This is a genomic window from Streptomyces griseofuscus (genome assembly GCF_014673495.1).
In the GTDB taxonomy this organism is placed as follows: Bacteria; Actinomycetota; Actinomycetes; order Streptomycetales; family Streptomycetaceae; genus Streptomyces; species Streptomyces murinus.
Window position 1 is genome coordinate 15,911 of sequence record NZ_CP051008.1, and the last position, 25,381, is coordinate 41,291.

30 protein-coding genes and 1 pseudogene are annotated in these 25,381 nt (G+C 71.6%); 14 read left to right on the forward strand and 17 right to left on the reverse strand.

Annotated elements, in window-relative coordinates; translation table 11 throughout:
* Nucleotides 1–20: 20 nt before the first annotated feature.
* The 3 genes from HEP81_RS40080 to HEP81_RS40090 all read right to left on the reverse strand — a co-directional run bounded on the left by HEP81_RS40080 (nucleotide 21) and on the right by HEP81_RS40090 (nucleotide 1,728).
* The gene (locus tag HEP81_RS40080; protein WP_037664307.1) at nucleotides 21–503 is read right to left on the reverse strand and encodes a hypothetical protein; all 483 of its coding nucleotides are present in this window, start codon (nucleotides 501–503) and stop codon (nucleotides 21–23) included.
* A gap of 218 nt (nucleotides 504–721) precedes the next feature.
* On the reverse strand, nucleotides 722–1,117 hold the full coding sequence (locus HEP81_RS40085; protein ID WP_037664309.1) for a hypothetical protein: 396 nt from the start codon (nucleotides 1,115–1,117) through the stop codon (nucleotides 722–724).
* On the reverse strand, nucleotides 1,111–1,728 hold the full coding sequence (locus tag HEP81_RS40090; RefSeq protein WP_157854696.1) for a replication/maintenance protein RepL: 618 nt from the start codon (nucleotides 1,726–1,728) through the stop codon (nucleotides 1,111–1,113). Before HEP81_RS40090 ends, HEP81_RS40085 begins: the two co-directional genes overlap by 7 nt.
* A gap of 79 nt (nucleotides 1,729–1,807) precedes the next feature.
* On the opposite strand from HEP81_RS40090, the gene HEP81_RS40095 reads away from it, so the two are divergent.
* The 5 genes from HEP81_RS40095 (at nucleotide 1,808) to HEP81_RS40115 (ending at nucleotide 4,267) form a co-directional block, all read left to right on the forward strand.
* On the forward strand, nucleotides 1,808–2,203 hold the full coding sequence (locus HEP81_RS40095; protein WP_037664309.1) for a hypothetical protein: 396 nt from the start codon (nucleotides 1,808–1,810) through the stop codon (nucleotides 2,201–2,203).
* A gap of 218 nt (nucleotides 2,204–2,421) precedes the next feature.
* Nucleotides 2,422–2,904, forward strand: a complete 483-nt coding sequence (locus tag HEP81_RS40100; protein WP_037664307.1) for a hypothetical protein — start codon at nucleotides 2,422–2,424, stop codon at nucleotides 2,902–2,904.
* 109 nt (nucleotides 2,905–3,013) lie between these two features.
* Nucleotides 3,014–3,361, forward strand: coding sequence for a hypothetical protein (locus tag HEP81_RS40105; protein ID WP_037664305.1), 348 nt, complete (start codon nucleotides 3,014–3,016; stop codon nucleotides 3,359–3,361).
* A 40-nt stretch (nucleotides 3,362–3,401) separates the two neighbouring features.
* Nucleotides 3,402–3,842 (forward strand): RapZ C-terminal domain-containing protein, encoded by a 441-nt coding sequence (locus tag HEP81_RS40110; RefSeq protein WP_037664304.1) that lies wholly within the window; start codon nucleotides 3,402–3,404, stop codon nucleotides 3,840–3,842.
* A 38-nt stretch (nucleotides 3,843–3,880) separates the two neighbouring features.
* Nucleotides 3,881–4,267: a hypothetical protein gene (locus HEP81_RS40115; RefSeq protein WP_051850765.1), complete on the forward strand. Its 387-nt coding sequence runs from the start codon at nucleotides 3,881–3,883 to the stop codon at nucleotides 4,265–4,267.
* 191 nt (nucleotides 4,268–4,458) lie between these two features.
* Here HEP81_RS40115 and HEP81_RS40120 read toward each other — a convergent pair whose 3' ends face one another.
* Nucleotides 4,459–4,716 (reverse strand): hypothetical protein, encoded by a 258-nt coding sequence (locus HEP81_RS40120; protein ID WP_037664303.1) that lies wholly within the window; start codon nucleotides 4,714–4,716, stop codon nucleotides 4,459–4,461.
* Nucleotides 4,706–4,936 carry a hypothetical protein gene (locus HEP81_RS40125; protein ID WP_037664301.1) on the reverse strand — a complete coding sequence of 77 codons (231 nt, stop codon included), beginning with the start codon at nucleotides 4,934–4,936 and terminating at the stop codon, nucleotides 4,706–4,708. Before HEP81_RS40125 ends, HEP81_RS40120 begins: the two co-directional genes overlap by 11 nt.
* A gap of 124 nt (nucleotides 4,937–5,060) precedes the next feature.
* Between HEP81_RS40125 and HEP81_RS40130 the strand changes: the two genes are divergently transcribed.
* Entirely contained in the window at nucleotides 5,061–5,480 is a 420-nt protein-coding gene (locus HEP81_RS40130; RefSeq protein ID WP_037664300.1) for a hypothetical protein, read from the forward strand.
* Nucleotides 5,481–5,709: 229 nt separating this feature from the next.
* Here HEP81_RS40130 and HEP81_RS40135 read toward each other — a convergent pair whose 3' ends face one another.
* From HEP81_RS40135 to tpg (HEP81_RS40145), 3 genes are all read right to left on the reverse strand, one after another.
* Nucleotides 5,710–5,976, reverse strand: coding sequence for a hypothetical protein (locus HEP81_RS40135; RefSeq protein WP_037664299.1), 267 nt, complete (start codon nucleotides 5,974–5,976; stop codon nucleotides 5,710–5,712).
* Nucleotides 5,973–6,746: a hypothetical protein gene (locus HEP81_RS40140; protein ID WP_106980124.1), complete on the reverse strand. Its 774-nt coding sequence runs from the start codon at nucleotides 6,744–6,746 to the stop codon at nucleotides 5,973–5,975. The genes HEP81_RS40135 and HEP81_RS40140 overlap by 4 nt, the downstream gene beginning before the upstream one ends.
* Nucleotides 6,747–6,848: 102 nt before the next feature.
* A complete protein-coding gene (gene tpg, locus HEP81_RS40145; RefSeq protein ID WP_338058783.1) occupies nucleotides 6,849–7,451 on the reverse strand; it encodes a telomere-protecting terminal protein Tpg in 603 nt (200 codons plus the stop codon).
* Nucleotides 7,452–7,539: 88 nt separating this feature from the next.
* Here tpg (HEP81_RS40145) and HEP81_RS40150 point away from each other — a divergent pair, with 88 nt between their 5' ends.
* Nucleotides 7,540–8,067: a DUF6233 domain-containing protein gene (locus HEP81_RS40150; protein ID WP_190276129.1), complete on the forward strand. Its 528-nt coding sequence runs from the start codon at nucleotides 7,540–7,542 to the stop codon at nucleotides 8,065–8,067.
* 91 nt (nucleotides 8,068–8,158) lie between these two features.
* A complete protein-coding gene (locus HEP81_RS40155) occupies nucleotides 8,159–8,659 on the forward strand; it encodes a hypothetical protein (RefSeq protein WP_157854695.1) in 501 nt (166 codons plus the stop codon).
* Nucleotides 8,660–8,716: 57 nt separating this feature from the next.
* On the opposite strand, the gene tpg (HEP81_RS40160) is transcribed toward HEP81_RS40155, so the two are convergent.
* The 9 genes and pseudogenes from tpg (HEP81_RS40160) to HEP81_RS40200 form a co-directional block, all read right to left on the reverse strand.
* Nucleotides 8,717–9,274, reverse strand: coding sequence for a telomere-protecting terminal protein Tpg (gene tpg, locus HEP81_RS40160; RefSeq protein ID WP_106980123.1), 558 nt, complete (start codon nucleotides 9,272–9,274; stop codon nucleotides 8,717–8,719).
* Between the two features lie 3 nt (nucleotides 9,275–9,277).
* Nucleotides 9,278–11,488 (reverse strand): telomere-associated protein Tap, encoded by a 2,211-nt coding sequence (gene tap, locus HEP81_RS40165; RefSeq protein ID WP_037664294.1) that lies wholly within the window; start codon nucleotides 11,486–11,488, stop codon nucleotides 9,278–9,280.
* Between the two features lie 192 nt (nucleotides 11,489–11,680).
* Complete coding sequence (locus tag HEP81_RS40170; protein ID WP_051850764.1) at nucleotides 11,681–12,496, reverse strand: DciA family protein; 816 nt, start codon at nucleotides 12,494–12,496, stop codon at nucleotides 11,681–11,683.
* Nucleotides 12,493–14,676, reverse strand: coding sequence for a hypothetical protein (locus tag HEP81_RS40175; RefSeq protein WP_051850763.1), 2,184 nt, complete (start codon nucleotides 14,674–14,676; stop codon nucleotides 12,493–12,495). Before HEP81_RS40175 ends, HEP81_RS40170 begins: the two co-directional genes overlap by 4 nt.
* Nucleotides 14,677–15,680: 1,004 nt before the next feature.
* Nucleotides 15,681–16,004 carry a helix-turn-helix transcriptional regulator gene (locus HEP81_RS40180; RefSeq protein WP_338058785.1) on the reverse strand — a complete coding sequence of 108 codons (324 nt, stop codon included), beginning with the start codon at nucleotides 16,002–16,004 and terminating at the stop codon, nucleotides 15,681–15,683.
* 27 nt (nucleotides 16,005–16,031) lie between these two features.
* A pseudogene (locus HEP81_RS40185) lies at nucleotides 16,032–16,448 on the reverse strand (cytidine/deoxycytidylate deaminase family protein); the annotation flags it as partial.
* Nucleotides 16,448–17,131: a RibD family protein gene (locus HEP81_RS40190; RefSeq protein WP_037663182.1), complete on the reverse strand. Its 684-nt coding sequence runs from the start codon at nucleotides 17,129–17,131 to the stop codon at nucleotides 16,448–16,450. The pseudogene HEP81_RS40185 and the gene HEP81_RS40190, both read right to left, overlap by 1 nt.
* Nucleotides 17,132–17,153: 22 nt before the next feature.
* Nucleotides 17,154–18,587, reverse strand: coding sequence for a helix-turn-helix domain-containing protein (locus HEP81_RS40195; RefSeq protein ID WP_037663181.1), 1,434 nt, complete (start codon nucleotides 18,585–18,587; stop codon nucleotides 17,154–17,156).
* Between the two features lie 153 nt (nucleotides 18,588–18,740).
* The gene (locus HEP81_RS40200) at nucleotides 18,741–19,073 is read right to left on the reverse strand and encodes a GntR family transcriptional regulator (protein ID WP_157854658.1); all 333 of its coding nucleotides are present in this window, start codon (nucleotides 19,071–19,073) and stop codon (nucleotides 18,741–18,743) included.
* A 186-nt stretch (nucleotides 19,074–19,259) separates the two neighbouring features.
* Between HEP81_RS40200 and HEP81_RS40205 the strand changes: the two genes are divergently transcribed.
* From HEP81_RS40205 to HEP81_RS40230, 6 genes are all read left to right on the forward strand, one after another.
* Entirely contained in the window at nucleotides 19,260–19,640 is a 381-nt protein-coding gene (locus HEP81_RS40205) for a hypothetical protein (protein WP_051850666.1), read from the forward strand.
* 952 nt (nucleotides 19,641–20,592) lie between these two features.
* Complete coding sequence (locus HEP81_RS40210) at nucleotides 20,593–20,796, forward strand: hypothetical protein (RefSeq protein WP_037663176.1); 204 nt, start codon at nucleotides 20,593–20,595, stop codon at nucleotides 20,794–20,796.
* 108 nt (nucleotides 20,797–20,904) lie between these two features.
* The gene (locus HEP81_RS40215; RefSeq protein WP_037663175.1) at nucleotides 20,905–21,366 is read left to right on the forward strand and encodes a hypothetical protein; all 462 of its coding nucleotides are present in this window, start codon (nucleotides 20,905–20,907) and stop codon (nucleotides 21,364–21,366) included.
* On the forward strand, nucleotides 21,366–23,510 hold the full coding sequence (locus tag HEP81_RS40220) for a hypothetical protein (protein ID WP_037663173.1): 2,145 nt from the start codon (nucleotides 21,366–21,368) through the stop codon (nucleotides 23,508–23,510). Before HEP81_RS40215 ends, HEP81_RS40220 begins: the two co-directional genes overlap by 1 nt.
* A 170-nt stretch (nucleotides 23,511–23,680) precedes the next feature.
* Nucleotides 23,681–25,189, forward strand: coding sequence for a hypothetical protein (locus HEP81_RS40225; protein WP_051850665.1), 1,509 nt, complete (start codon nucleotides 23,681–23,683; stop codon nucleotides 25,187–25,189).
* Nucleotides 25,186–25,368: a hypothetical protein gene (locus tag HEP81_RS40230; protein ID WP_037663170.1), complete on the forward strand. Its 183-nt coding sequence runs from the start codon at nucleotides 25,186–25,188 to the stop codon at nucleotides 25,366–25,368. The genes HEP81_RS40225 and HEP81_RS40230 overlap by 4 nt, the downstream gene beginning before the upstream one ends.
* The last annotated feature ends 13 nt before the right edge of the window (nucleotides 25,369–25,381 follow it).

The following is a 25,381-nucleotide window of genomic DNA, read 5'->3' on the forward strand; positions in this document are numbered from 1 at the left end:
CGAGCACGGCGGTGGAGCGGTCAGTCGTGCTGGGCGAGGTAGCGGGCGGCGGTGTCCACGAACTGGTCGTGGGCGACCATCGCGGCCTCCCGCGCGGCGGTGAGCTCCTCGGTGCTGCCGAAGTGGTCCCGGATCGCGTACGTCAGCGTGATCATGTGGTCGGCGGCGGTGCGCACGGCCGGGTCCGTGATCAGCACGCGCATCGCGACCAGCGGCCGGGTGACCTGGGAGCGGGTCTGGTGGCTCTCGCGGCGCAGCGACTGGATCAGCTCGGCCTCGGAGCCCTTGAGGACGGCGTCGCCGCGCATCCACATCGTGCGGCGGTGGTCGCTGGCGGCGCAGGCCAGCGCGGTAACGGCCTCCAGGCGGTCCCGCCGGATCGTCTCGCCGTGGCTCACGCGGACGGACCGTTCGGCGGCCCGCTCCTGGAAGCGACCGCTGATGAACGAGCCGAGCAGCGTGCCGACGACGGCGATGGCGGCGGTGACGAGGGCGAGTAACACGGTGGGTCCTCCCGAAGGTGTATGAACTTCAATACACTGTATGGAAGTTCATACACCCAGGGAAGGGGATCGCCCATGATTCTTTTCGCGGGCCTCCGACCTGCGCGGTTCCCGCCCGCGGGAACCGTGTGCACCGATCTGACACACCCCGCCCGCAACGCGAAGCGGCGCCGCATCCCTCGGGAGGATGCGGCGCCGCTGACTTCAGGGCTGCCCGGCTACGCGGTCCGGCGGGTGGGCACGGCCGTGAGGTGACGCTGCGGGGCGGGGACGCAGGGCTCGGCGAGTTCGCCGGCGCGGATCGCCTCGATCGCGTCGCGCAGCGCCTCTTCCATCTCCTCGACGGTCTCGTACCCGGCGAAGTACGGGTGGATGAAGTAGCTGCGGTAGCGGCCCTCGGGCCGCAGGACGATGTTCCGCTCGACCAGCTGGTTCATCGCGATGGACGTGCGGTTCTTGCTGAGGCCCACACGCGCCCGCAGCTCGGCCTGTGAGGCGTTCACCTCGCCGCCGGGGCGCTGGACCTCGGTCATCGCGCTCAGGAGGTCGTAGTTGGCCTTGGAGAGCTCCAGGCGGTGCAGCTGCGCGTACCCGAGGTGAGCTTGGATCAGCATGCCTGCTCCTCCACATCGTTGTCGCCGAACGCCAGCTGCCGCGTCCGCGGGGCCGGCGCGGCCGGGGCCGTGAACTCCGGGAAGCGCTCGCTCGCCGCCTTCTCCAGCGCCATCACATCTTCCCGCATCTCCGGGAAGTGCTTCCGCAGCGCGGCCCTGGCGTCCTGGCGCAGCTGCTCCAGGGCCTCTTCCTGGAGGTCGCCGTTGCCCTTGAAGCAGATCAGCGGGTTGACCACGATCACCGAGTTGGCCCGGCGCTGGAGCATGTGCCAGTTCTCCAGGCTGCCCAGCGCCCGGGTGACGTTCGCACGCTCGACTCCGAGGTGCTTGGCGACCTTGACGTGGGTGATCTTCAGGCGGCCCTCGACCTGGCGGCCCATGCAGAACAGCAGGACCGCCGACTGGACCGGCGACATCCCGTACCTGGCGATCAGCACAGCCAGGACGTCGGCGAGGAAGGCGTTGCTGACCATGCTGAAGCCGCGGGAGCCCCACGCGTCGTGCGGGGCCCGGTACGTGTAGTCGACCTTCGCCGACCGCACCGGCCGACCGGCCTTCGGCGGCGTACGGTCCAGGGCCTTGGCGAAGCTGTCCGCCAGCGGCGACGTCACGGGCTCACCGCGGTCCACCGACCGCCGGCCCGCGGACGCGGCAGCTGGCGTTCGGCGACAACGATGTGGAGGAGCAGGCATGCTGATCCAAGCTCACCTCGGGTACGCGCAGCTGCACCGCCTGGAGCTCTCCAAGGCCAACTACGACCTCCTGAGCGCGATGACCGAGGTCCAGCGCCCCGGCGGCGAGGTGAACGCCTCACAGGCCGAGCTGCGGGCGCGTGTGGGCCTCAGCAAGAACCGCACGTCCATCGCGATGAACCAGCTGGTCGAGCGGAACATCGTCCTGCGGCCCGAGGGCCGCTACCGCAGCTACTTCATCCACCCGTACTTCGCCGGGTACGAGACCGTCGAGGAGATGGAAGAGGCGCTGCGCGACGCGATCGAGGCGATCCGCGCCGGCGAACTCGCCGAGCCCTGCGTCCCCGCCCCGCAGCGTCACCTCACGGCCGTGCCCACCCGCCGGACCGCGTAGCCGGGCAGCCCTGAAGTCAGCGGCGCCGCATCCTCCCGAGGGATGCGGCGCCGCTTCGCGTTGCGGGCGGGGTGTGTCAGATCGGTGCACACGGTTCCCGCGGGCGGGAACCGCGCAGGTCGGAGGCCCGCGAAAAGAATCATGGGCGATCCCCTTCCCTGGGTGTATGAACTTCCATACAGTGTATTGAAGTTCATACACCTTCGGGAGGACCCACCGTGTTACTCGCCCTCGTCACCGCCGCCATCGCCGTCGTCGGCACGCTGCTCGGCTCGTTCATCAGCGGTCGCTTCCAGGAGCGGGCCGCCGAACGGTCCGTCCGCGTGAGCCACGGCGAGACGATCCGGCGGGACCGCCTGGAGGCCGTTACCGCGCTGGCCTGCGCCGCCAGCGACCACCGCCGCACGATGTGGATGCGCGGCGACGCCGTCCTCAAGGGCTCCGAGGCCGAGCTGATCCAGTCGCTGCGCCGCGAGAGCCACCAGACCCGCTCCCAGGTCACCCGGCCGCTGGTCGCGATGCGCGTGCTGATCACGGACCCGGCCGTGCGCACCGCCGCCGACCACATGATCACGCTGACGTACGCGATCCGGGACCACTTCGGCAGCACCGAGGAGCTCACCGCCGCGCGGGAGGCCGCGATGGTCGCCCACGACCAGTTCGTGGACACCGCCGCCCGCTACCTCGCCCAGCACGACTGACCGCTCCACCGCCGTGCTCGCCGGGAGGCCGGCCCCGAATGTCATCGCTCTCCGGCACGCACTCCACCGCCACCTTCCCCCGCCCACCGCGCCCCTGATCGGAGTCCTCATGGAGCAGCAGTCGACGTCCCTCGCCCGGATCAGCCACATCGAGACGGGGGTCGAACGGACCCGCACCACCGCCGTCGGCGAGGACCTGGCCGTGCTCGCCCCGGCCGCGGCCGCCGCGCTCAACCTGCTCGCCGACGCCGTCCGGCGCGGCGGCGCCGACCACGACGACATCGTCCAGGCCCTTAAGGCCGCCGGTGTCCACGAGGCGTTCGCCGGGGTCTTCGACGCTGCCTCCGAGCGCGTCATGGACGCGGCCGACGACCCGTACGACTTCGACGTGCGGCTGCACGCCGACAACCTCTCCGGGGCCGCGGGCGACGTCCGGCGCGCCTTCCAGTGGCTCTGACCCCCTCCCGCACCCCTCACCTCCCCCAGGAGCGCCCGCGATGCTCACCGTGGCCATCACCTCGTTCGGCTACCTGCACGGCCCGCAGCCGGACGCCCGCGCCTGCTACGACCTGCGCCACCAGTTCCGCGACCCCCACCTGCGTCCGGAGCTGCGCTACCTCACCGCCCGGGACGCCCCCGTGCGCGAGGCGGTGATGGCCACCGACGGCGTCCTGGCGCTGGTGCACGCCATCGCCGCGACCGTGGACGCCTACCTCGCCGGGCCGCGCCAGGACGAGCCGCTGGCCGTCGCGGTCGGCTGCGCGGGCGGCCGGCACCGTTCCGCGACGGTGGCCGACGCGCTCGCCGCCGCCCTGTCCGGCGACACCGAGGCCGCCGCCGCGTACCGGGTCGCCGATCTAGCCGCGCGGTACGAGGGGCGCGGCCTGGCCGTCGACCTCCACCACCGCGATCTCGACAAGGACGTCGTCGACCGCTGAGCACCGCCCCGCCGCCGAACACCACCAGGAGGAACCCGGTGACCACCGAGCCCGAGAACACCGCCCCCGCCCCCGTCCCTGACCTCACGATCCCTCTGTCCGCCGCCGACGCCCGTGCGCTGGGCGACGACGTCGGGCAGATGGCCATGCGGCTCGGTGCCGTCCTGCACGGCCTGGCGCAGCTGCGCGCCGGTAGTGCGAGCACCGAGGACCTCGCGACCACCGTGCTGATGTCCGACGGGCTGATGAACCGGCTGGAGGGCATCCGGGACGCCGCCGTGCGGCAGCACGCCGCCCGGGGCGGCTCCTACGGCGAGCTGGCGAGCTCCATGAGCGTCACCCGGGCCACCGCCCAGTCCCGCCGCGACACCCTGCTGAAGAAGGACCCGAGCGAGATGGAGCGGTGGGCCACCGACGGCGACTGACCGCCGTGCAGCAGGCCCACGGGCCGGGCGCTGCACGGCTCCGCTGCCCCGCTGCACCGGCCCTGCTGCACGAGCAGCACCCGTGTGCCGCCCGGCCGCCGGCTCGCCGTGCAGCACCCCGCCGGCCGCCGTGCAGCAGACACAGCAGCGCCCCGGACCTTCGCGGTCCGGGGCGCTGCTGCATGTGCTGCTCAGGCTTCGACGTACGCCACGATCGTGATGGTCCGCAGGGCGGTGACGTAGTAGATCACCCGGACTCCGTCGACCTCGTCGGCGTAGTCGCGCAGCAGGGTGCCGGGCACCTCGGTGCCGAGCTCCGGGTTGACGCTGATGGCGACGATCGCGCGGTCCAGGCGGTGGGTCTCGTGCGCGGTGAGCTTGGCGAGCTGGGTGAGCGCGGGCTCCACCATGACGACCTGGGAGCGGCGCGCTCCGTGCTCAGGCGACACGGGGCTGCTCATCGGCGAGGCGGGCGAGGTGGGCGTCGCGGGCGGTTTCCCACGGCACGCCGGACTCCGGGGCCGGGTAGCCGTTGGCCGCGATGTCCTCCAGGACCGAGGCGAGGACGTCCGTCTTGGCGCGCTCCGCGGCCGCGTACGCGAGGACCGATTCGGCGGCGTGCTCATCGAGGGGCTGGCGGGCGGGCGCGGGGGCCGGCTGCTGGCTCATCCGGGGCTCCTGGGCGGGTTGCTGGCGTGTCTGTTCACGGTAGCGCCGGGGCGGGGCGCTCCGGGACGGTACGGACGAAACCCGGCGCCGAGCGGCGGCGCCCGGCGGGGAGGACCCTGGAGGTATGCGCACCAAGGACGTCCGGGTGGGCGAGACCTACCGCTGCGAGGTGCCGTTCGCGCTGCCGTATCGCCGGTACCGGCCGGAGACGATGGGCGACTCCTGGTGGCCGCTGAGCTGGCTGCGCGGTACGTACTTCCCGCTGTCCGTGGTCGACGTGGACACCGCCGCACGGACCGCGCACGGCCTGGTGATGAGGGCGAGCACCCGGGTCACGGTGGACCTCACCGAGGACCAGGCGCAGGAGGCCGGCCTCCCGCCCAGGGGCGGCTACCAGGTCTCCGGGATGCTCCTGGACGCCGAGGGCGAGCCCGTCGAACTGCCGCGGATCGGCACCCTGACCGTGCCGCTGCGCTGGCTCCACCCGGTGGATACGCCCGTCTCCACCAGCCACCACGACGCCTCGGTCCGGCAGATCCCCTGACCCAGCCCCGCACGGAGCGTGATCACCCCGGGAGGGGTTGTCACGCTGTCGCGCCTGTCACGCGGAAACGGCCCGGAGAGGGGTTTCCAGGCCGTTTCCGCGTCGGAATGCCCGAATTGATGGGCTTCCGGGCAGGGGCTGTCACGCGGCCTTCCGGCAACGTGACAACCGACGTGACAGGGGGGCGTGACAACCGATTGTCACCCTCGGTGAGCGTGACAACGGGTTGTCAGGTCTGGAGCGGGGGCCAGACGTGCGGGCCGGTGCACTGCCCGCAGGCGGCGCAGCCGGCGCACTCCATGCAGAACTGGCGCGGGACGCGCGAGCACGAGCAGATCGGGTTGTAGTCGGGGTCGTCGTCGCCTGGGTAGAGCGTCTCGCCGAAGGGCGGCTCGGTCCAGGCGATGACCGAGCCGTCGGCGAGCAGGTCCTCGTAGTGGTGGCCGATCTCGCTGTGCTCGCTCCAGGTGGCCACCACCTCGTCCGCCGCGCTCACGCCGTGCCGCCCTTCACCGCGGCCGCGGTCTCCAGCCACGCAGCGAGCGCGGTCGTGGCGGCCGGGTCGGCCTGGGCGAGGCGCCCGGCGAACTCGAGGCCGCCTCCGACCGGGGCGCCGGTGCGGGCGAGGGCGGCGAGCAGCGCAGCGTGGGCGCGCACCGGAACGGGCAGCGAACCAGCGGCGGCCGTGCGGGCGGCGGGGTCGGCGTAGTGGCCGGACTGGTCGGCGAGGGAGCGGGCGAGCCAGGCGTCGACCTCCGCAACGCGGTAGTCGCGGTTTTCCTCCAGGAGGTCGCGGGCGGCTTCGTCCCCGGCCCGGCTCGGGACGCTGCGATCGAGTTGGCCGGCCCCGCCCAGCCGGGCGAGTTCTTCGGCCCGGTCGGCGAGCTGCTGCTGCTCCTGGCGGCGCTGCTGCTCGGCTTCCTCGCGGCGGCGGTCTTCGGTGAGCTCCTCCTGGACGACGACGTCGGCTTCCGGGTCGTACGGGCCGCCGGTCGCGGCGAGCAGCTGCACGACGCGCTGCCACTCCGCGAGCTCCGCAGCACGGCGGCCGCCGTCGTCGAAGGCGGATTCGTCGCGGCGGTCCAGGTGCGCCTGCTGTTCCGCTGCTTCGAGCGCCGCCACGGCCTCGCTGTGCGTCATGCCCCGCGCGCGGCGGCGTACCGAGGACCGGCCGATCTTCGCGTAGTCGACCGGCGCGCGCGGGGTGCCGGCGCGGCCGCGGGCCTCTGGGACACGGCGGGGCCGCCACCCGTCGGACGTGTTCATCAGGACTCGCTTTCAACTCAGATATGGAAAAGATGGCCTGCCCGGAAAAGCGCTTGGGCGGGCCGGTCACACAGGTCTACAGCACGCTCGAATTCCGCGCTGCTAAAACGCTATGTCCAGCCGCTGGACGTCCGTGAAGTTCACCTTCAAGCTCGCTCGTCCTCCACCGCCTTGACGGAAATAGGCGTCCGCTATGGCCTCAGCGACGGCATCATGCAGAGCTGAGTCCGTCGCACCTTCCTCCTGCGCGGCGAGGATGAGGGCCGCGTGGGAGGGCGACACGGCGATGCTGAGGTCCCGCACCCGGTCGTCGTCCGAGGACCCGTTCGCGGTGAATCCGAGGGTGGCCCGGAAGCTGATGACGAGCCCGCCCGAGGTACTCGCGTGCTGCCTCGCCTGTGCTTTGACCTGCGGTTGCCACTCCGACTCGGTCTCCTGGACCAACGCCTCCTGGAGGCGCTTGTTCGGCTTGGTGGAGGCGCCCGAGAGGTAGCGCTGCACCGTCTTGCGGGAGACGCCCAGCCGCTCCGCCAGGCTCTTGGTGGAGCCCTTCTCCCGCTTGCGAAGGAATTTCATCTGGGCTCGCGCGGATTTCGGCGCGGGCCGGGTGAACAGGGTGCGCTCCACGCGGGCGAGGCCCTCCATGAACCTGGCGCGCGTCTGGGCCGCCTGTGCTGCCTTCTCTGCCTTCTCTTCTTCGGTCACGGGGGTAGCTCACCGCCGCAGCCCTGTGGACAGAGACCGACGCCGACGGACCGCCGGGGCGCGGCCGGGTCTGCCTACCGTGGACAGCATGACGACGACGCCCTCGGACGGCCCGGCCGCCCCCGTGCCGGTGGTGGTGGTCCTGCCGGACGGCCAGGAACTCACCGCGCGGCTGTGGGCCCGGCGCGAGACACCGCGCGGCTGGCTGTACCAGGTGGGCCTGCCCGCGTACCGCAACACCGAGGACGGCGACGTCCAGGCCGCGGAGTACCGGGTGTGGGTGCGCGCGCCCGAGCACGTTCGGCCGGTCGACGGCGTCTCCTACGACGCCGTGCCCACCGAGCGGCTGCCGCCGCCGTCGTCGGTCCGCGAGGTGCTGGGGCCCCGCCGGCCTTCGGGCTGGGTGCTGCAGAGGGCGGGCGGCGGCCGCGGGCCCGGCCGCGCCGTGCTGCACGCCGTCGACTGCGAGGAGGCCCCGCAGGGCGCGCCGCTGCTGCCCCTGGAGCGGGCGCTGAACGTCGCGGAGCAGCCCGGCACCCGGCTGTGCTCCCTGTGCGGCGCAGCTCAGGAGCTGGACCCCCTGCTGCGCGGCTTCGACCACATCGAGGGCGGCTGATCTCCACCCCTTCGGGTGATGGCGCCCTGGTGGGCGAGGACGGCCGACCAGTACGTTCCCCGTGACCTGATGACCGAAGAGGGGGACCGACGTGGGGATGGACGAGCGGCGGGGCGCGTTACGGGCGCTGCGGGTCTTGATGTGGGTGGTGATCGCCGTCGAGGTGCCGGTGTACCTGGTGTGGTTGGTCCAGGTCGGCTACGAGGCCGGGCAGCAGCTCCCCCGCGGTGACGTTGCCCGGTGGGCGCCGCCTGTGCTGCTGCCGCCGGCGGCCGTGCTGTTCTGCGTGGCGGCGGGCTGGGTGTGGTGGGGCGCGGTGGTGGCCGCCACCGGCGCCCGCTCGCCGTTGCGGGAGCGGTGGATCCCCGCCTCGCTGGTGTTCGTGGCCGTCAGCTCGGTGTTCTGCGGGGTGGTCTCGGTTGACGACCCGTCGGTCTCGGTGGGCCTGCTGAGCGCCACCGTGACGGCGCTCGGCATGACCGGGTTGTTCTTCATCCCGGCCGCCGCCTCCCGCCAGCTGCCCGACGTCGTCCGCCGGCGCTCCCGTCGCACGGCGGCCGCGCCGGGCGAGGCCGGCCCCGACCCGCAGTAGGTCGTCCGGCTCGGACCGACCGTGCGCCGGTCGGGGCCCCTTGTGCGTCGCGGGTGATCAGAGCTCGATTTCGAGCCGCTCCACGTCGGTGAACTCAACGCCCAGGCCGTGGGCCCTGCTGTTGTTGGCGCGGAAGTACATCTGCGCGAGACCGTCGGCCGCGATCTGCCGCAGCTGGTCCTCGGTCTTGCCCTCCTCCCGGGCGCTGAACAGCTTGTCGGCGTACTCGGGCGGCAGGGCCTGGGTGATGTCCCGGATCCGGGCATCGTCGGTCGTGCCTCCGGCGGCCTCGAACCCGAAGCGGGCGCGGGTGGAGACGACCAGCCCGCCCGTGGACGCCGCCTTCTTCCTCGCCTTCGCGCGGATCTGCGGCTGCCACCGCTTCTTCACCTCGCGCTCCAGGCGGCCGCGCAGGTCCTGGCGGGGCCGCTTCAGCTTGCCCGAGACGTACCGCTCCACGGTGCGCTGGGAGATCCCGAGCGCCTGGGCGGCGGCCTTGGTGCCCTTGAGCTGCTTGACCAGGTACTTCATCTGCGCCTGGGCGCTCTGCGGGATACGGCGGGTGAACGCCCCCTCCAGCGCGCGGTCCAGGCTGTCCCCGAGCGAGTCCACCACGGTCTACTCCCCTTCTCCGGCGCTCTGGTCGGTCTTGATGAGGTTGGAGATGTTGAAGACGCCGCCGCGCTCCTCGAACTGCTGCTCCGCCCACAGGACGGTCTGGGTGCCCTGGTGCTTGACCATCCCGGGCGAGACCCCGAGCCGGAAGCCGCCGGGTACCGGCTTGCCCTCGGGCGTGGTCGGCAGGACGTCCAGCGGGGACGGGCCGGGCGAGGGGTAGACGATGGCGTCGGTGCCGATCGCGACCGGGTAGAGGTCGGCGGCGGCCGCCGTCTTCATCAGCTTGCGGTGCAGGCCCACCCGCTGGTTCGCGAGCACGGCGGCCCGGATGTCGGGGCGCCAGTTCACCCGCTCCAGCGCCGGGTACGGCTCGTAGTACGGCACCTGGCCCCGGGAGCGCTGCCTCAACTTCCCGATCGCGCCCTTCGCCGTCGCCTTGATCGCGGTCTCCAGGAGCGCCAGCGCCGGGTCGACCTGCTTGCGCCGCGCCATCGCCTCGAGGAACTCCTGGCCCTGGAGGTCGGTGGTGACGCCCATGTCGGCCATCGTGGCGACGTACGCGTCGCGCAGCCGCTTGTACCAGGAGTCCAGGTAGCGGCCGTTCTGCGTGCGGACGTACGCCTCGATCGGCGCAACGTCGAAGCCGAGCTCCACCGCATACTGCACGGTGGGCGTGGCGTACCAGGCCGGGCCCTCGGGGGTGTCGCCCTTCGGCGTGAACGGGCTCGGCAGCCGGGAGCCGTCGACCGTGCGGTTGTTGACCCGGGCGCGGGACAGGTCGACGTGGGAGAGGTCGACCAGCCACGAGCCGGGCAGCGACGGGTCGAACGCCGGGTTGTTTTTTAGGTGCGTCGGCCCATTCAGCCCGACTGCGAGGCCGTTCGCTGCTGCGGCGAACGACATGTTGAGGTCGACCACGACCAGGTACGGGTTGGCGCACTCCTCATCGGTCAGCGGCCGGCACCAGTCGTAGGGCTCCTCCATCAGCATCTCTGCCGGGGTGCGCATGTGGTGCCGGGCGAACTGGCCCTTGAGGATCGGGTGTTCGTCGGGGACCTCGCACGGCACCACGGGGTAGAGCTGGGTGAGCGCGTCCTCGTTGTAGGCCCGCTCGAACTCGCCGGTCGCCGGGTTCTTCTCCGCGCGGGTGGGCGGGCGCAGCGCGGTCATCAGCTCCAGGCCGGTCGTCGCGGTGGAGCCGCGCGGCGTCATCACTCGGGCCGCGTACAGCCCGAGGTACTGGACCAGGTCGGCCGGGTGCATCGTCAGCAGGAGCTCCGGGTCGTCCTTCCGTCCCCACTCGCGGACGTCCAGGGCGTGCCAGGGCAGGATGCACAGCTGGACGCAGCGCCGCCGGGAGCCTTCGGGGTCGCGGTAGAGCCGGGCCCATGGGCCGAAGCCCCGCTGGGTCATCTGCAGGCCCGCGCGCTCGATCTGCTTGACCACCTTGTGGCCGGCCGGGATGCGGCCCGCGTGCCGCTCCTCCTCCGACAGGGCGGTGGGCAGGCCGAACCGCTCCAGCGCGGCCGCAGTGAGGACGAGGATCGGGTCGGCGTCGCGCCCGTTGCGGTGCAGCCGGGCCTGACCGAGGCGGCCCTCGGTCAGCGTCCAGTCGACCAGGGCGGGGATCGTCTTGGCGGGCACGTCCAGGACCAGGCCGCCGGCGCAGTACGCCGACACCTGCCCGTCCTCGCAGTCGACGACCGCGAGCGGTCCGTTCTCGAAGCGCGGGTCGACGTCGGCCGTCGCGGCCGCCGTGGTCTTCTTCGCCACCGCCTTCTTCGCACCCGGGCGCCGCGACGACGCGGCGGGCTTCACGGCGGGCGCCGGACGTACGGCAGCAGCCGGGGCCGGGGCCGCCGGCGCTTCGACCGCCGGGGCGGGGACGGCCGTGGGGCCGGTGAACGCCTCCGGGACCACCGGAGTCGGAGCAGGGGCGGGCGCGTCGGCGGACTGGGCCGGGTAACGGGCGGCGAGGCCCTCCAGGAGCCGGGCGTACGCGGCGCGCTTCGGCGGCCGCGGCTCGCTCTTGCCGATCTCCCAGTTCCCCACGGCTTCCCGGCGGGCGCCCAGCGCCGTGGCGATCTGCGCCTGACTCAGGCCCGCCGCCTCCCGCAGACGCTTGCGTTCCGCAGGGTCCGGCAGGTCGTCCTGCGCGACTTGCTCCAGCAGCGCATCGACGGCGCTGAACAGCTCGTTCTCAGTGGACACAGAGGTCACCTCCAATAGACAGCATACCCGATCGCGCATTGATTCGCGCACTCAATCGCGCATGAATCGCGCAACGGGCAGGAGTGCAACACGCGGGCGGGTAAGCGGCGCAACGGCTGTTCTCGCAGGTCAGGGGTGAAACGCGGGCGGCGTTGCAGCCGCGTGTTGCAGTGCGCGTTGCAGTCCGGCCGGTCATGCCGTGTTCTCCAGGGCCTGCGGAGCGGCCATCGGGCGGCCGGCCTTCTCGGCACGGGCCCGGCGCAGCGCGGCCGCGCGGGACACCTCAGCCTGGCGGCGCCGCTCGGACCGGGTGGCGTCGAACGGGGTCGGCGCCTCGTCCTCCACCGCGACGTCGGTCTCGGGGAACGCGCGTCGGGACAGCTCCCGCATCGCGGCGGTCTGCCGCTCCACCGCTGCCGCGATGCTCGGGTCCACCCGGCGCGGCGGCGCGACCTCCTGGTGCGCAGCGAGCGCGCGGCGGTAGCCTTCGCACGCCGTCTCCCGCGTCCTGGCCGAACCGGTGGGCGCGGCCGGGGCCGGGTCTGCCGGGACAGCGGCCGGGCCGGGCGCAAGGGCAGCGCCGGGCGGCAGGATCCGCAGGGCGCGCACGACGGTGCGGCCCGCCGCCTTGTTGGCGGCCGCGACGACCCGGGTCTGCTCCAAGCGGGCCTTCGTCGCCCAGGCCGTCGACTCCGGGCACACGGTGAGCCGGCCGGAGTCCGGGTCGTACGACACGGCGGCGACGTGCCCGGCGAGCTCGGGGGCGATGGCCGCCCACCGCTCCCGCAGCGAAGCGCCGGCGGCCGGGAGCTCCCACGCCCGCTCGGTGACCAGCGCACCGATCGCCGCCCCCAGTCCCATCGGCTCGCGCCCGTCACGCCGCACCGTGGTGACGGCCCGCGGCCTCTGCTTCGCCTTCTGGCCGCCGCCGTTCTTCCGGGCCGCCTCCATCGCGGCCCGCAGCGCGACCCGGGCCAGGTCGACCCCGGACGTCTCGCCGCCGCTCACGCCTGCCCCCAGGTGGAGAAGCCGAGGTCCAGGTGCCCGAGACCGGACAGGCGCTGCACCTGGGAAACGAACGCCCGGGTGAACAGGCGCTGCGCCGACAGCTCGCCGTACCGGTCGATGTGGTCGTGGACGATCTGGTGGTCGGCGGCGGCGCGGTTGCGCCAGTCCAGGACCTGCTCGCGGGTGAGGTCCTCGAGGACGAGCTCCTGGTCGTCGTCGACGTCGGCGAACTCCGGCTCCGGAGCGGCGACGGCGGCCGGGCGCGGCGCGGGCATCGCGACCGGGGCCACCGGCACGGCCGGAACGTCGTCGGCCGGCTGCGCGGCCGCGGCTTCGGCGCGGTGGGCCTTGGCGGCGGCCTGGCGGGCGCGGACCTGCTCCCACTCGTGCTCGCGGGCCCACCCCTGGGCGGTCACCCGCTCGTGCAGCTGCCGGTCGGCGGCCGTGCGGCGCTCGTCCTCGGAGGCGTCGGGCATCGCGGCGTCCACGGCGGCCGCGACCGCGTGGCGCTGGGCGCGGCGGTCGGCCTGCCGGTCCTCGCAGCGCGGGCAGTCCCGGCCGGAGTCCAGCAGCACCCGGTCGTCGCACCGGGCGTCGCCGCACTGCTGCCGCTGGGGCAGGCCCCGGGCCAGCAGCCAGCCCACCGGGTCGGTGATCGGACCGCCGGTGCGCAGCTGCTCGTCCAGGCGCCGCACGAGCCGGTCGGCGAGCACCTGCGCAGCGTCCGTACGGCCCGCGAAGCCCTCCACCCGCTTGAGCTCGCTGCGGGCAGCGGCCTCCACCAGGTGGCGGGCGGCCGCACGGTCCAGCCGTGCCCAGACCAGGTCCACCGGGGCCAGAACGGCCCGCAGGTCCTGCGGCGGCAGAGGGACCCTCCCTCGCTGCTGCCTGCCCTGACCCGCACCGTCCACGACCCGCACCGGGCCATCGGCCACCGGCCAGCGGCCGGGCTTCTCGCTGCTGATCGACGGGGACTTCTTCGGCTTCTCCCCGCGGAGCGGGCCGCCGTCCTCGCGCACGCACGCGCGGTCCGGCAGACCGTGGTTCCCACCACGGCCTTCGCCGGAAAAACCACCAGAGAGCGAGAGAGACCCACCGGGAGTAACCACAGAAGCGTGAGAGGCGTGAAGGTGTGCAGCATCGGCGCGGTCTGCCGAATCGGCCTCCAGGCCCTCCCCGGCGCCCTGGACCCCAGTAACCCCAGGGGGCACAGCCTCCACCGCCGCCTCAAGATCACCGGATGCAGTAACGGCGAGGTCTGAAAACACGGCGTCGGCGGCCTCACGGGCCTCCCGGACGGCGATCCCGTGCGCCTTGGCGACCGGCAGCAGCCGGACCCGGCTGCGCGCGTTCAGCCCCGACGCGGTCTCGCGCCGGTCGACCGACAGCACGTCCTGCTCCTGGAGCCGGGAGAGCAGCTTCGCCCCGCCCGCCGGCGAGCAGCCCAGCAGCCGGGCAGCCGTCGCCGCCGGACGGCCCCGCTCGCTGTCCACGCTGCCCGAGCACAGCTGCAGCCACCCCTTGGAGTTCGAGGACAGCACCATCAGCAGCAGCCCGAGCCGGTCGGTCGCCGCCCCGCGCCCCGTACGGTCCGCGAGCATCCCGGCCGGGGTCACCCGGCCGCCCTCGTGCGTCCAGCCCGGCGCGAACAGCGCCTCGATCAGCTTCAGGAGCACGATCAGCTCCACCTTCGACAGCGCGAGGTCGTGCCGACGGTCCCCGCCGTGCTGCGCCCGGTACATCGGGACCACCCAGCACTCCAGGCCCGTCATCCACCCGGCAGCGTTCGTCGTCTCGTTCGAGCCGAGCACGCCGCGCTCACGCAGCTCCGGCACCACGTGGTGCGCGACCCGGGACTTCTTCAGCCCGATCCACCGGCCCAGCTCCGTCGCGGTGATCCGCGCGCTGTAGTCGGTCGCCACCTTGGCCTTCGCCATCAGCACGACGGCCGCCAGGCGCACCGGGTCGTCCGCACCCTTGAGGCCGGGGTCCGCCAGCAGCGCGCGAACCGCCGCGAGCAGCCGGGTGCGCATCGTCTTCGTCAGCTGGAGCGGGTTGCCGACCCTCAGCGGCACAACCGGCCCGGCCTGCGCCGGGACCGACCGCAGCCGACGGCGCGCAGCCTCGCCGACGAACGTACGGGGGCGCGGGAGCGCGGCCGGTGCCGCCACGGCGCTCACCGGCCCACCGCCCCGGCGAGGGCACCGGAAGCCGTACCGGCCGTGATCTTCTGCGTCTGCATGGGGCCGGTGTACACGCCAAAGCGGACACCCCCCTGAGCAGCCGAAACGCTCGAATCCTGATCCACGCGACGACCCTGCACCGCGAGCCCTGTGGACAGAGGCCGGTGAGCCCCGATTGCCCCCCTCGCTCCCGCACGGCGGGCAACGATCTCGGATCGCGTCCCGCCACACGGGAAGCCGCCCTCGCGGACGGTCCCGTCGACGGAGTTGCGGACGACGTCCGCGAACGGGTGCATGAGCCGGGCGACCGACGTCGCGGCCGGGGTCGGCGAGACCACCCCGAAACTGCTGCTCTTGTAGCTTCCTACCGGAAATCCAACTTCCGGTACGGAACGGAAAAAGAAGGGCGAACGGTACGCCGATCCCGTCACACGGGACGACCGCCGCGCCTGAACCGGGGTGAAACGGACAGGGTCAAGCTGACAGGGGGACACCACTTCGGGCACTATGAGAAACGACCTGCTCTCCATATAGCTGGACCGACCGAGCCCTCCGGGCTGGACCGACCCCCAGGTGTGCGGATGAGTCAGGGACCGCCCCCTTCGTGAGAAAAGGGCGGGCCTGGATCGGGTGGGGGGAGATTTCTCCTCTCCTCTTGATCTTGGTGAACCGCAGGACCCCTCACGGGGCCCCGCGGCTCAGCGGGACGTGGCCGTTATCAGCGGCCGGGTGTTGCTGAGGTGCAGGACTTGACCGTCGTCAAACGGCCGGGTCTTGCGGGTAGGGCGCCGACCGCGTCAACGGTCGGGGTGCTGCTGGTGGCCCTTGTCGAAGGCGGGGTTTTGCTAGGTGAACTGGCTCGATGAGCCGAAGCTCAGGACCGGCGTCAACCGGAACTGAGCAGCCGAACTGAGGTGTCACGCCCAGTCGGTGCGAAGGGCCGCGCTGGCCGAAGCGGATTGTCCGTCCGCAAGGTGGCCGCGCGGCCGGTGGCGGCTACGTCACCCCGACCCCCTTGAATCCGAGGCTGGCGTCGGCGTGCCCTCATCCGCTTTCGCGGCCTCGGGGAAGCGGTCGGCGAGGCCCTTGAGGAGACGCAGGTAGTTCTCGCGGTGCGGACGCCGGGGGCTGGTCTGACCCAACTCCCAGCGCGTGACCGCGACCCTCTTCACGCCCACGGCGTCCGCGACGTCCTGCTGCGTGAGGCCGGCCGCCAGGCGCAGCTTCGCGCGCACCTGCGGAGACGGCAGCGCCTCGGGCAGGCCGTTCAGCAGAGCGTCCACCCGCTGCGAGCGGTCCGAGTCGGACATAGCCACCCCTTCCATGATCGTTGCAACTACGAAAGATACACGATCGGGCAGCTCCACCACAACCACGCCGGCCTCCACCAGCTGCTCGTAGCCGACGCAGTCGTCGACGAACAGGCTCGGCTCGCGCCAAGCGATGACGACGCGCGGGATGCCGGCCTCGAGGATCCGCCGCGCGCAGGGCGTACGGGAGGCGCTGCGCTGGGAGCAGGGCTCCAGCGAGCTGTAGATCGTCGCACCCGCGAGGCGCGGGTCGTCCTGGGGGAGTTGGGCGAGGGCGACTTCCTCCGCGTGCTCGCGGGGGCCGGTCGCGCGGGAGTAGCCGGACGCCAGCTCGGTGCCGTCCTCGCCGACGATGACCGCTCCGACCGAGTAGGCGCCGGGTGCCGGAGGGCACAGCGCGGCGAGGTCGATCGCACGCTGTATCCAGCGCAGGTCCTGGGCTCGGTCGGGGGCGTACATCAGGCGGTGCGCTCCTTCGGGGAGTAGCGGACGAAGACGACGTCGTCGATCGCCCGGATCTCCAGCACCTTCATCCGGGCCGTCGATCCGCCGGGGTAGTCGGCGGCGCCCAGGAAGCGGGCCGCCTCCGGCTGACCCACCAGCAGGGGCGCGATGGCGAGATGCACCTCGTCGGCGAGGTCCGCGGCCATGAGCTGGGTGTGGATCGTGCCGCCGCCCTCCACCATGAGCCGACCGACTCCACGGCGCCCGAGCTCATCGAGGACCAGGCCCCAGTCGAGCTCCGGGCCGACGCTGACGACGTCGGCCAAGCCGTCGAGCGTGGCGCGCACCTTCTCCACCGCGGCGTCGACGGTGACGACCAACTTTTGGTCGCCGTGGTGCCAGAAGTTGAGGTCGGCGGACAGGTCCCCGGTCCGGGTGACCGTGACCTTGAGCGGGTAAGCCGGCTTGCCCTCCGCGACGCGCTGATCCCTGCGTTCCTCGCTGTTGACCAGGAGGCGCGGGTTGTCCTTCCGCATGGTCGTCGCGCCGATCAGGATGGCGTCGGACTCCGCGCGGACCTGGTCGACGCGGTCGAAGTCGGCCGCGTTGGACAGGCGCAGCCGCTCGGGGCTGGCGTCGTCCAGGTAGCCGTCGACCGACATGGCAGCGGAGAGGATGACGTACGGGCGTGTGGTCATGGGGGTCAGTGATCCGTTTCTCTCAGGACTCGTGGGCAAGGACGGCGTCGAAGTTCTCACGGAAGGCGGACACCTCCGGCTGGCGCTGCCACGGGACCAGCGTCCTGTCGAGGTTGACCAGCTCGCGCATGATTCGGCCGGAGCCGGTGTCCCTCGCGACGGCCAGCGCCTGGAGGCCGACGGCGGCGGCCTCCTCCGGTGAGCCGGCGCCAGCGTGGGCGACTGCGGCGCGGGCCAGGTAGACACCCCGATCCCGGTGGTAGCCCGCAGGCAGGGCCTTGATGGCGTTGGTGAAGACCTCCGCGGCCTGGGCGTGCTTCCCCAGCACCTCCAGGCCCTGCGCGCGGTGCACATCGAGGTACTGCTCGTTCAGCCACACTCCCCATGGGGTGGTGTCGCTGGAGACGCGATCAAGGGCGTTGCGGACGTCGTCGATCGCGCGCTCGCTGTCGCTGGACTCGCCCCGGAGAGCGTGGCCGTACGACTCGTAGGTCCGGGCGACGGCCGCGAGGCGGCTCCGGGGCCGCGCCATCCGCTGCGCCGCTTCGGCCAGGTCGACGACGTCGACCAAGTCTCGCTTCTCCCCGGCGAGCTGCGCCTTGCGGGCCATGACGTAGGAGGTCAGGTCACCGTCGCCGACGGTGTGACTCCACTGGAACGCCCTGTCGAGCCAGAACTCAGCGCTGCTGAAATCACCCATGTCCTGGTAGAGCCAGGAGGCGAACTCCGCGTACTGCGTCTGGAGTTCCATCAGGTCCTGACGGTCGGCGCCCTTGGTGTCCTGGCGCAGCGTCTTGATCTTCTCGATGTGCTCGCGCACCGCCGCGATGGCGTGCCGCGGCCCCAGCAGGTTGTCGTTGTCGATCAGCAGTCGGCGTGCCTGCCTGAAGTGCTCGATGGGCGTTCCGCTGTACGCGGCCGCCAGCCGTGGGGGCTGCTTCAGGCCCTGAACAACCTCGGAGTCCGCGACCGCCGGCGTGCCCGCGCCGAATGCGGCCGCAGCGCCGATGCCCACCCCACCACGCAGCAAGTCGCGTCGATCGAGCGCCACGAATACCACCGATCCATCCCGTAGACGAGCGGGGACAAAGATCCCCTCATGATCAGACGCTGCCCGCTCGATGCCCGCTGTGGCCAGCCCGATCGACGCTTCGGATACATGGGGAGCAGAAACGGATACAGAGGCCCGAGCGGATACACCCGGGGCGATCCGCTCCCAGAGGTCGACCAGCACACCGCCGGCCCGGAGCAGGGAATCGATCAGCTCGACTTCCGCCCGGTCCTTCGGGGGGCGGCTGGCGTTCTCCCATTTCTGCAGCTTGGAGTGCGACATGAAGGACTTCGCGGCCAGCTCCCGGAGGGACATGCCGCGGACCTTTCGGAGCTCTCGAAGCGTGTATCCGAAGCGGTGCAGAGGCGACTGCTCCGGCGTCAGCACGTTCGGCTGCTGCCCCACTTGGTGATCCCTCCATGTCTCCACTCGGTGTATCCAGCGGCTGGATACACGTCCGATCTAGAACTCGCTCCCGGGCTGGGCCTACAACTTTGCTAACGAAGTTGGACCGGCCAAGGAGGGACGAACATGCGCAACGGGACGTGGGAAAGGGCGTCAGTCGCTTCGGCCCTTCTCGATCCGTTCGAGGCGTGCGGCGAGGTCGGCGACCTGCTCCTCAAGGACCTTGAGGGCGCGGGCAGTCGAGTCTTCACTGGACTCGGAAGCGGTCTCCGTGATGAAGCTGCCGCGTCCTTGGTGGGAGTAGATGAGCCCCGCCGTGCGCAGCTCCGTCAGGGCCCGCTGGACGGTGCCGGCCGCGACGCCGTACTCCTCCGCCAGCTCGCGTGTGCTCGGCAGTTTCGTCCCGGCGGTCCAGCGGCCGGAGCGGATCTTGTCGCGGACATCCTGAACGATTCGCTGGTACGGCTGCACGGCCTCGTTGCTCATGAGCGACATCGTAGGTCGACCCCCTCGTCTTAGCTAGCTTCCATAGCTTCCTCAACCAAGCACTTGACACGCCCCCGACTGTATCTGCTAAGTTATGTATGTCGACAGGGTGAGGCGGTCGGCAAAAGCCCCCACCTGCCACTTCTCGGGATCACACAGCCCGGCACTCGAAGGGAGCACCACCCCATGAACACCACTCGCCGCCCCGCTGCCAGCCTCGCCACCGAGACCTTCGACGCGGAGACCCTCGCCCTCCTGGAGGCCGTCGAGGTTCCGCTCCCCGACTTCGCCGACATCGACGCGGACATCGCCTTCGGCACGCCACTGGAGATGTACGCCGCCGGCCCCCTGCCCCACGAGCGACTGGACGGCCTGGACATCACCGCCGCCCTCGCCGCGATCGAGGCCCGCGAGAACCGCATGCTCGCCGCCCGCGACATCGCCGCCACCGACCCGACCGCCACCGAGCTGGTGCGCGAACGCCTGGTCGACGTGCTCCTCCCCTACGCCGCGCAGATGCGCATCACGAGGCCGGCCGCCGCGGCGGCCCTGCCGATCGCGGCCTGAACTCCGCACCACCCGCCGGGTCTTCGGACCCGGCTCCCCCACCCGGAACCGCCCCTGCGGGCGGCGCCGGATGAGGGAGCCGGACACGGTCCCCGCCAGCACGAGACGCCCTGGGCGAAGCCCCCACCTCGGTGGGGTGTGGATCCCCGGAGTGGCCGTTCCTTCTCAACTGAATCAGCGAACATCCGGCGCTACGACTAGCCGGCACTCCCGAGCAAGAGATCTGCGGAGGGGTGTCACCAGGTGAGTCCTCTGGTTGAACCGGCCCGGTCCGCAGGGGATGCGGACCGCCCGCCCGCAGGCGAAATGCGGGACAGGCAACAGCGACAAGCCAGCCCTGCCGCGCAGACAGCACCCGAAGCACCTTTTCCCTTGCCGCCCTCGCGGGCGACAGGCGATCCGAACGCGCGGTGACAAAGGGCGAAGATCGCGGAGCCCCGTTGGAGCACGACGACCGGTTCGAGTCCGGTCCGGGGCACTGCGGCCCACGCGCCGCTCGGAGCCGGGCATCCCGCCCGCGCCCGAAACGACGACAACCCCAGGGATCGGACCCCCGGGGCTGTCGAGGACCTGCATGGAGGCCCTGTTGAACTCCCTCAGCGTCGCACAGAACGACGACCCCACCGACCCGATCATCGAAGAGGCCCTGCGCCGGGCCCGCGGCGGGAAGTGACCGCGGACCGGGCTCGCCCCGCTGCCCGGTCCCTCAACTGCTTCTGGAAGTAGGAGACATGAGGTTCCTCTACCTGCTCGGCATGGCCAGCCCGTTGATCGTCATCGCGGTCCTCCTGGCCCGCTGACCCGCACGCCGCGCTTCCTGCGTTGCCCAGTCGCCACCGGCCCGCCCCGCGGCCCGGTGGCGGTGGAGAGCGAAGGAGCACCCGCCCCTCAGCTCGGTTCGGCCCTCGCGGCTGGAGAGCACTTCCCCGACTCCCCGTCCCTGGAGGACCTCGTGATTGCACTGCCCCTCTTCCTGCTCGCCGGTGGCGCCACCTGGCTGTTCTGGCGCTCCGACATGCGAGCGGGCGTCCTGATCGCCGCGCTCGTCTGCGGCTACGCCCTCGCCACGTCCCCGCTCGCCGGGGCGATCGACGGCATGGGCCACGGCATCGGCACGGCGATCTCCAACGCCAACAACGACGCCGCCAGCAAGTGACTCCTGCCGCTTGCCCGTGGCTCCGCACCGCGAGGTGCGGGCCCGCGGGGAGGTGACAGCCCCCGACCCGCCCGCACGACCCCCGACCTGGAAGGAACCCACCCCGACATGAGCGACAGCGACAGCGGCGAGAAGCTCGGCTCGAACCTCTCGGAGCTCATCAAGCAGCTGGAGAAGATCGAGTTCACGAGCGACCGCGACCTCTACCAGTACGCCCGGATCCTGCGGGCGATCGGCCTGGAGCTCCACATGCGGATCGGCATGGACGCGGACATGGTCGGCGCCATCCTCGCCCAGTACAAGGGCAAGTGGTGGACCTTCGGCGCGCAGTCCAAGATCCGCGCGAAGCTCGTGTCCGCCCACCTCAAGGGCGGTGCGTCGGCCGCGAAGGTCCTCGGGCTGAGCGGCGTGAAGATGTACGCCTCCTTCGTCAAGCACTTCATCCAGCCCGAGATCGAGGCTGAGCGGAAGGCGCGCGAGGGCAAGGGCTCGAAGAAGCCCGGATTCTCCATCGGTGACAAGCCCAAGGGCGCCGCCGGGCGTCCGGGCGAGGCCGGAAGGGCAGCGTGATGGCTCGCCGTATCTCCGCACGAGCGAAGAAGATCGACACCCGTACCGAAGAGGAGCAGGAGTCCTCGAGGAAGGCATGGGTCACCTACGGCGGGCCGTGGGGCATCAACATCGGCGGCTGCATCGTCGCTGAGACCGCCCACGTGCTGCTCGCCACCACCCCGGCCTCCCTGGCGCTCGCCGCGCTCGGTCTGGCCGGCACCGGCGCGGCCCTGGCCAAGTTCATCAACCACATGGACCACAAGGCCAAGCGCGACAAGGACGTCCGCTACCTCCACCAGGTCAACGCCGTCACCACCACGGCCGGGGTCACCCTGGGCACCGTGGTGGGCCTGGAGTCCGGCGCCACGATGGGCGCCTGGATGCTCGCCGGGTCCGGCCTGTGCATCGCCAACCACCTCTGGTCGGCGCTGTACAAGAAGGGCTCGGGCGAGAAGGCCGACGGCAAGTGGGCCAAGCTGGAGTCCGAGATCGGACTGGCCAAGCACGAGCTCCAGGAGGCCAAGTCCAACGGCAAGGGCACGGTCGTCGCCAAGATCGAGGCGAAGGACGGGGCGACGGCGGACGAGTTCGCCCGCCGTATCCCCGCCATGACCTCCGCGCTCAAGCTCGGGCAGGGCCGCATCACCCACACCGTCGACGACGACGACGCCTCGCTGATCACCATGCGCGTCCAGGTGGCCGACCTCCTCAAGGAGGGCTTCGCCTGGCCCGGCCCGTCGGCGTTCGGCGCCGGGTTCGGAGACATGCCGATCAACCTCGGACGGTACGAGGACGGCGAGACGCTCAAGCTCAACCTGCCCGGCATCCTCAACGACCCGCAGGAAGTCGAGGGCGGCCAGAACGTTGAGCACTGCGTCGCCCAGGGCGTCAACGGCGCGGGCAAGACGGTCGGCAACTCGATCATCGTGACCGAGGCCGCCACCCGCACCGAGGTGTCCGTCATCGTCATCAACTGCTCGAAATTTATGCAGGACTACGGGCACGTCCGGCACGCCGCCGACATGGTGATCACCAACGAGAAGGACGCCCGCCGGTTCTTCAAGCAGATGCACACGGTCATCAAGGCCCGCGGCGAGTACCTCGCGGCCAAGGGCCTGGCCAAGTGGAAGCCGGGCTGCGGCCTCAACTTCCTGCTGATCATCGGTGAGGAGGCCGCCGACTTCGCCGACGGCGAGGCGTACGGCAAGGTGCTGCGCACCCTGCGCTCCACCGGCGGCTGGTTCCTCTCCTCCATCCAGCGCGCCACGCACGACCAGATGGACACCACGGCGCGCTCCAACCACCCCGCCGGTATGGCCTACGGCCTGTCCGACGGCGCGGAAGCCCAGTACGTCCTGCCGCCCGAGGCGATCGACGCCGGCGCCTTCCCCGGCTGGGCGAACAGGAAGCCCGGATACCTGTACGCGGCCGGGATGGGCATCGCCGAAGACCGCTGGGCGGTCACCGCCCGCACCTACAACGCCGACCGCCCCACCCTGGCGGCCGCCGTCACCGCGGGCATGAACGTGCGCACGCCCATGGACGCCACGACCGCTGAGGCGTTCGGCGCGCTGTGGACCAACCGCACCTTCTACACCACCCCGCTCCTGGAGGGCGACGCCGACGGATCCGGCGCCTTCCCCCAGCAGCCGGCCGCCCCCGCCGCCCCGGCGGCGGACCCGGCCTCCGAGTACGACGCCGACGACGAGTACGAGGAGGACGAGGACGTGGAGATCGACCCGGACCTGCTCGCGAAGGAGACCGAGGACTTGGACGAGGAACTGCGGCAGATCCTGGCCGCCGACCCCGAGCCCGGCGCGTACGACCACCTCAGCGTCGAGACCGAGATCGAGGCGCCGGCCGACGACGCCCCGGTCTTCCAGCTCCCCGGCGCGGTGGCCGACGAGGAGAAGCTCTCCCCCGAGGACACCAAGGCCGCCATCTTTGCGCGCATGGATTCCTGGGTGCGCGAAGGCAAAGACAACTTCGAGCCCAAGGAGCTCAACGACCTGTGGATGCGGGTCAACAAGAAGGGCGCCCGCGACTGGTGGAACCGCCTCAAGAATCAGCTCCTGGACGACGGCGTCATCGCCAAGGACGAGTCCGAGGAGGGCTACGGATCGTACGACCTGATCCGCTCCCCGCTCGAAAACGGCAACTGACAGTCATCAAACCCGGGAGGGGTCGCACAGCGCACACCGCACTGTGCGACCCCTCCCTCCCCCTAGGGAATTTCCAGTGTGCAGACCCGCACACAGGTGATTGATCCCGGTTTGCACCCTGTGCAGTGTGCGCCGCACACACCCCCCGCACACTACGGAAGGTAGCCAGAATGAGCGCCCCGACCGCTCCCCGGCCGAAGCAGGCCGGGCCGCCCAACAACCCCGTCCCGACCGCGCCGGTCAGCGCGGACGACGCCGCCAAGGCCAAGAAGTCCATCGCCAAACTGGACGAGGTCCTGGCCATGGTCACCAAGGCGCTGCTCACCCTCGGGGGCGGCGCCTTGATCTTCACTTGTGTGAATGTGACCCGGTTCGGCGTCTCCCACGAGATCCCCTGGTACATCGCCTGGATGCTGGACCCGCTGGCCAGCCTCGCCCTGATCACCGTCCTGTACGTCGACGGCGTCCTCGCGGAGCACGGCGGCGACTACAAGCCCGGCGGCTGGCCGTTCCTGCTGCGCTGGACCGCCGGCCTCTCCACCTGGGTGATGAACTGCTGGACGTCGCTCTACCCCGACGGCCACTTCCACTTCATCCCGCAAAAGCCCGACGCCGGCGGCATCCTGCTCCACTCCGTCGCCCCCGCGCTGCTGATCCTGCTCGCGGAAGCCGCCACCGGCTACCGCAAGTACGCGACCCGGCGGCGCGGCGAACTGATCGCGATCATCGCGACGTTCGAGGGCGCGAAGGCCGCGGAACGCGAGGCCGCCGAAAAGCGAGCCCGCCAGGAGGCGGAACGCGAGGCCGCGGCCAAGCGCGAGGAGGCAGAACGCGAGGCCGCCGCGAAGCGTGCCGAGGCAGAACGCGAGGCCGACCGGCGCGAACGCGAGGAGAACGCGAGGCTCGAAAACGAGCGGCGGCAGGCAGAAATCGAGGCGGCGTCCCGGACCCGCCGCGAAGAAATCGAGGCAGAACGCGAGCGGCTCGCGCTGACCGCGCGGACCGCAGAAATCGAGGCGAACCGGCGCAAGGCCGAAGCCGAGATCGAGGACCGCCGCCGCCGCGAGCAGTGGGAGCAGGACCAGGCCGAGCGGGACCGTGAGGCCGCCCGCCAGGCCGAGATCGTCAAGGCGGAAGCGCAGGCAGAGGCGCTGCGCAAGGAAGCCGACGCCCAGGCGCAGGCGCTCCGCACGGAGGCCGAAGCCGCTGCTGAGGCCGAGCGGATCAGGGCTGAGGCTGAGGCCCGCGCCCTGGAGGAAGCCGAGAAGCTCAAGCGGGAGCGCGCCCTGGAGCGGGCCGCCGCCAAGGCTCGCGGAACCTCGGAAAGTGCAGTCGCCCGTACCTCGATTTCTGCGGGCCGCGCCTCGGAAAACGGGGTCGCGCTCAGCGCGGTGCCCGCCCTGACCGCCTCGGAAAACGGCGGTCGGATTCCTCGCGAAGTGCGCGAGAAGCAGCGTGACGAAGCCGAGCGGTACATCGCGAAGTGCTCGCTGTCCGGCATCGCGCCGGACCTGGAGCGCCTCGGAAACCAGTACGGCAAGGGCGAGACGTGGGTCGGAGACCGCGTCCGCGCCGCGAAGAAGCGCCTCGCGGACGAGGACGGATTCGAGGAGTCGGTCATCGCCGACGCCCTGGACGTCTTCGAGGACGACGACAGCGACAGCGCCGGTGCGGCATGACCCACCGGCCCGAGCACGAGGAAGAGGACACCGTGGACACGGACTTCGAGTTCGACTTCACCCACCTGGGCACCGAGCCGGTCGCCCTGCTCCCCAAGGCCGGCCCCGAACACCCGCCCACGATCCTGCTGCGCCGGGACGCGCTGCTGCCCACGCGGTGGCGCCAGCTCACCGACTGACGCAGCCACCCGA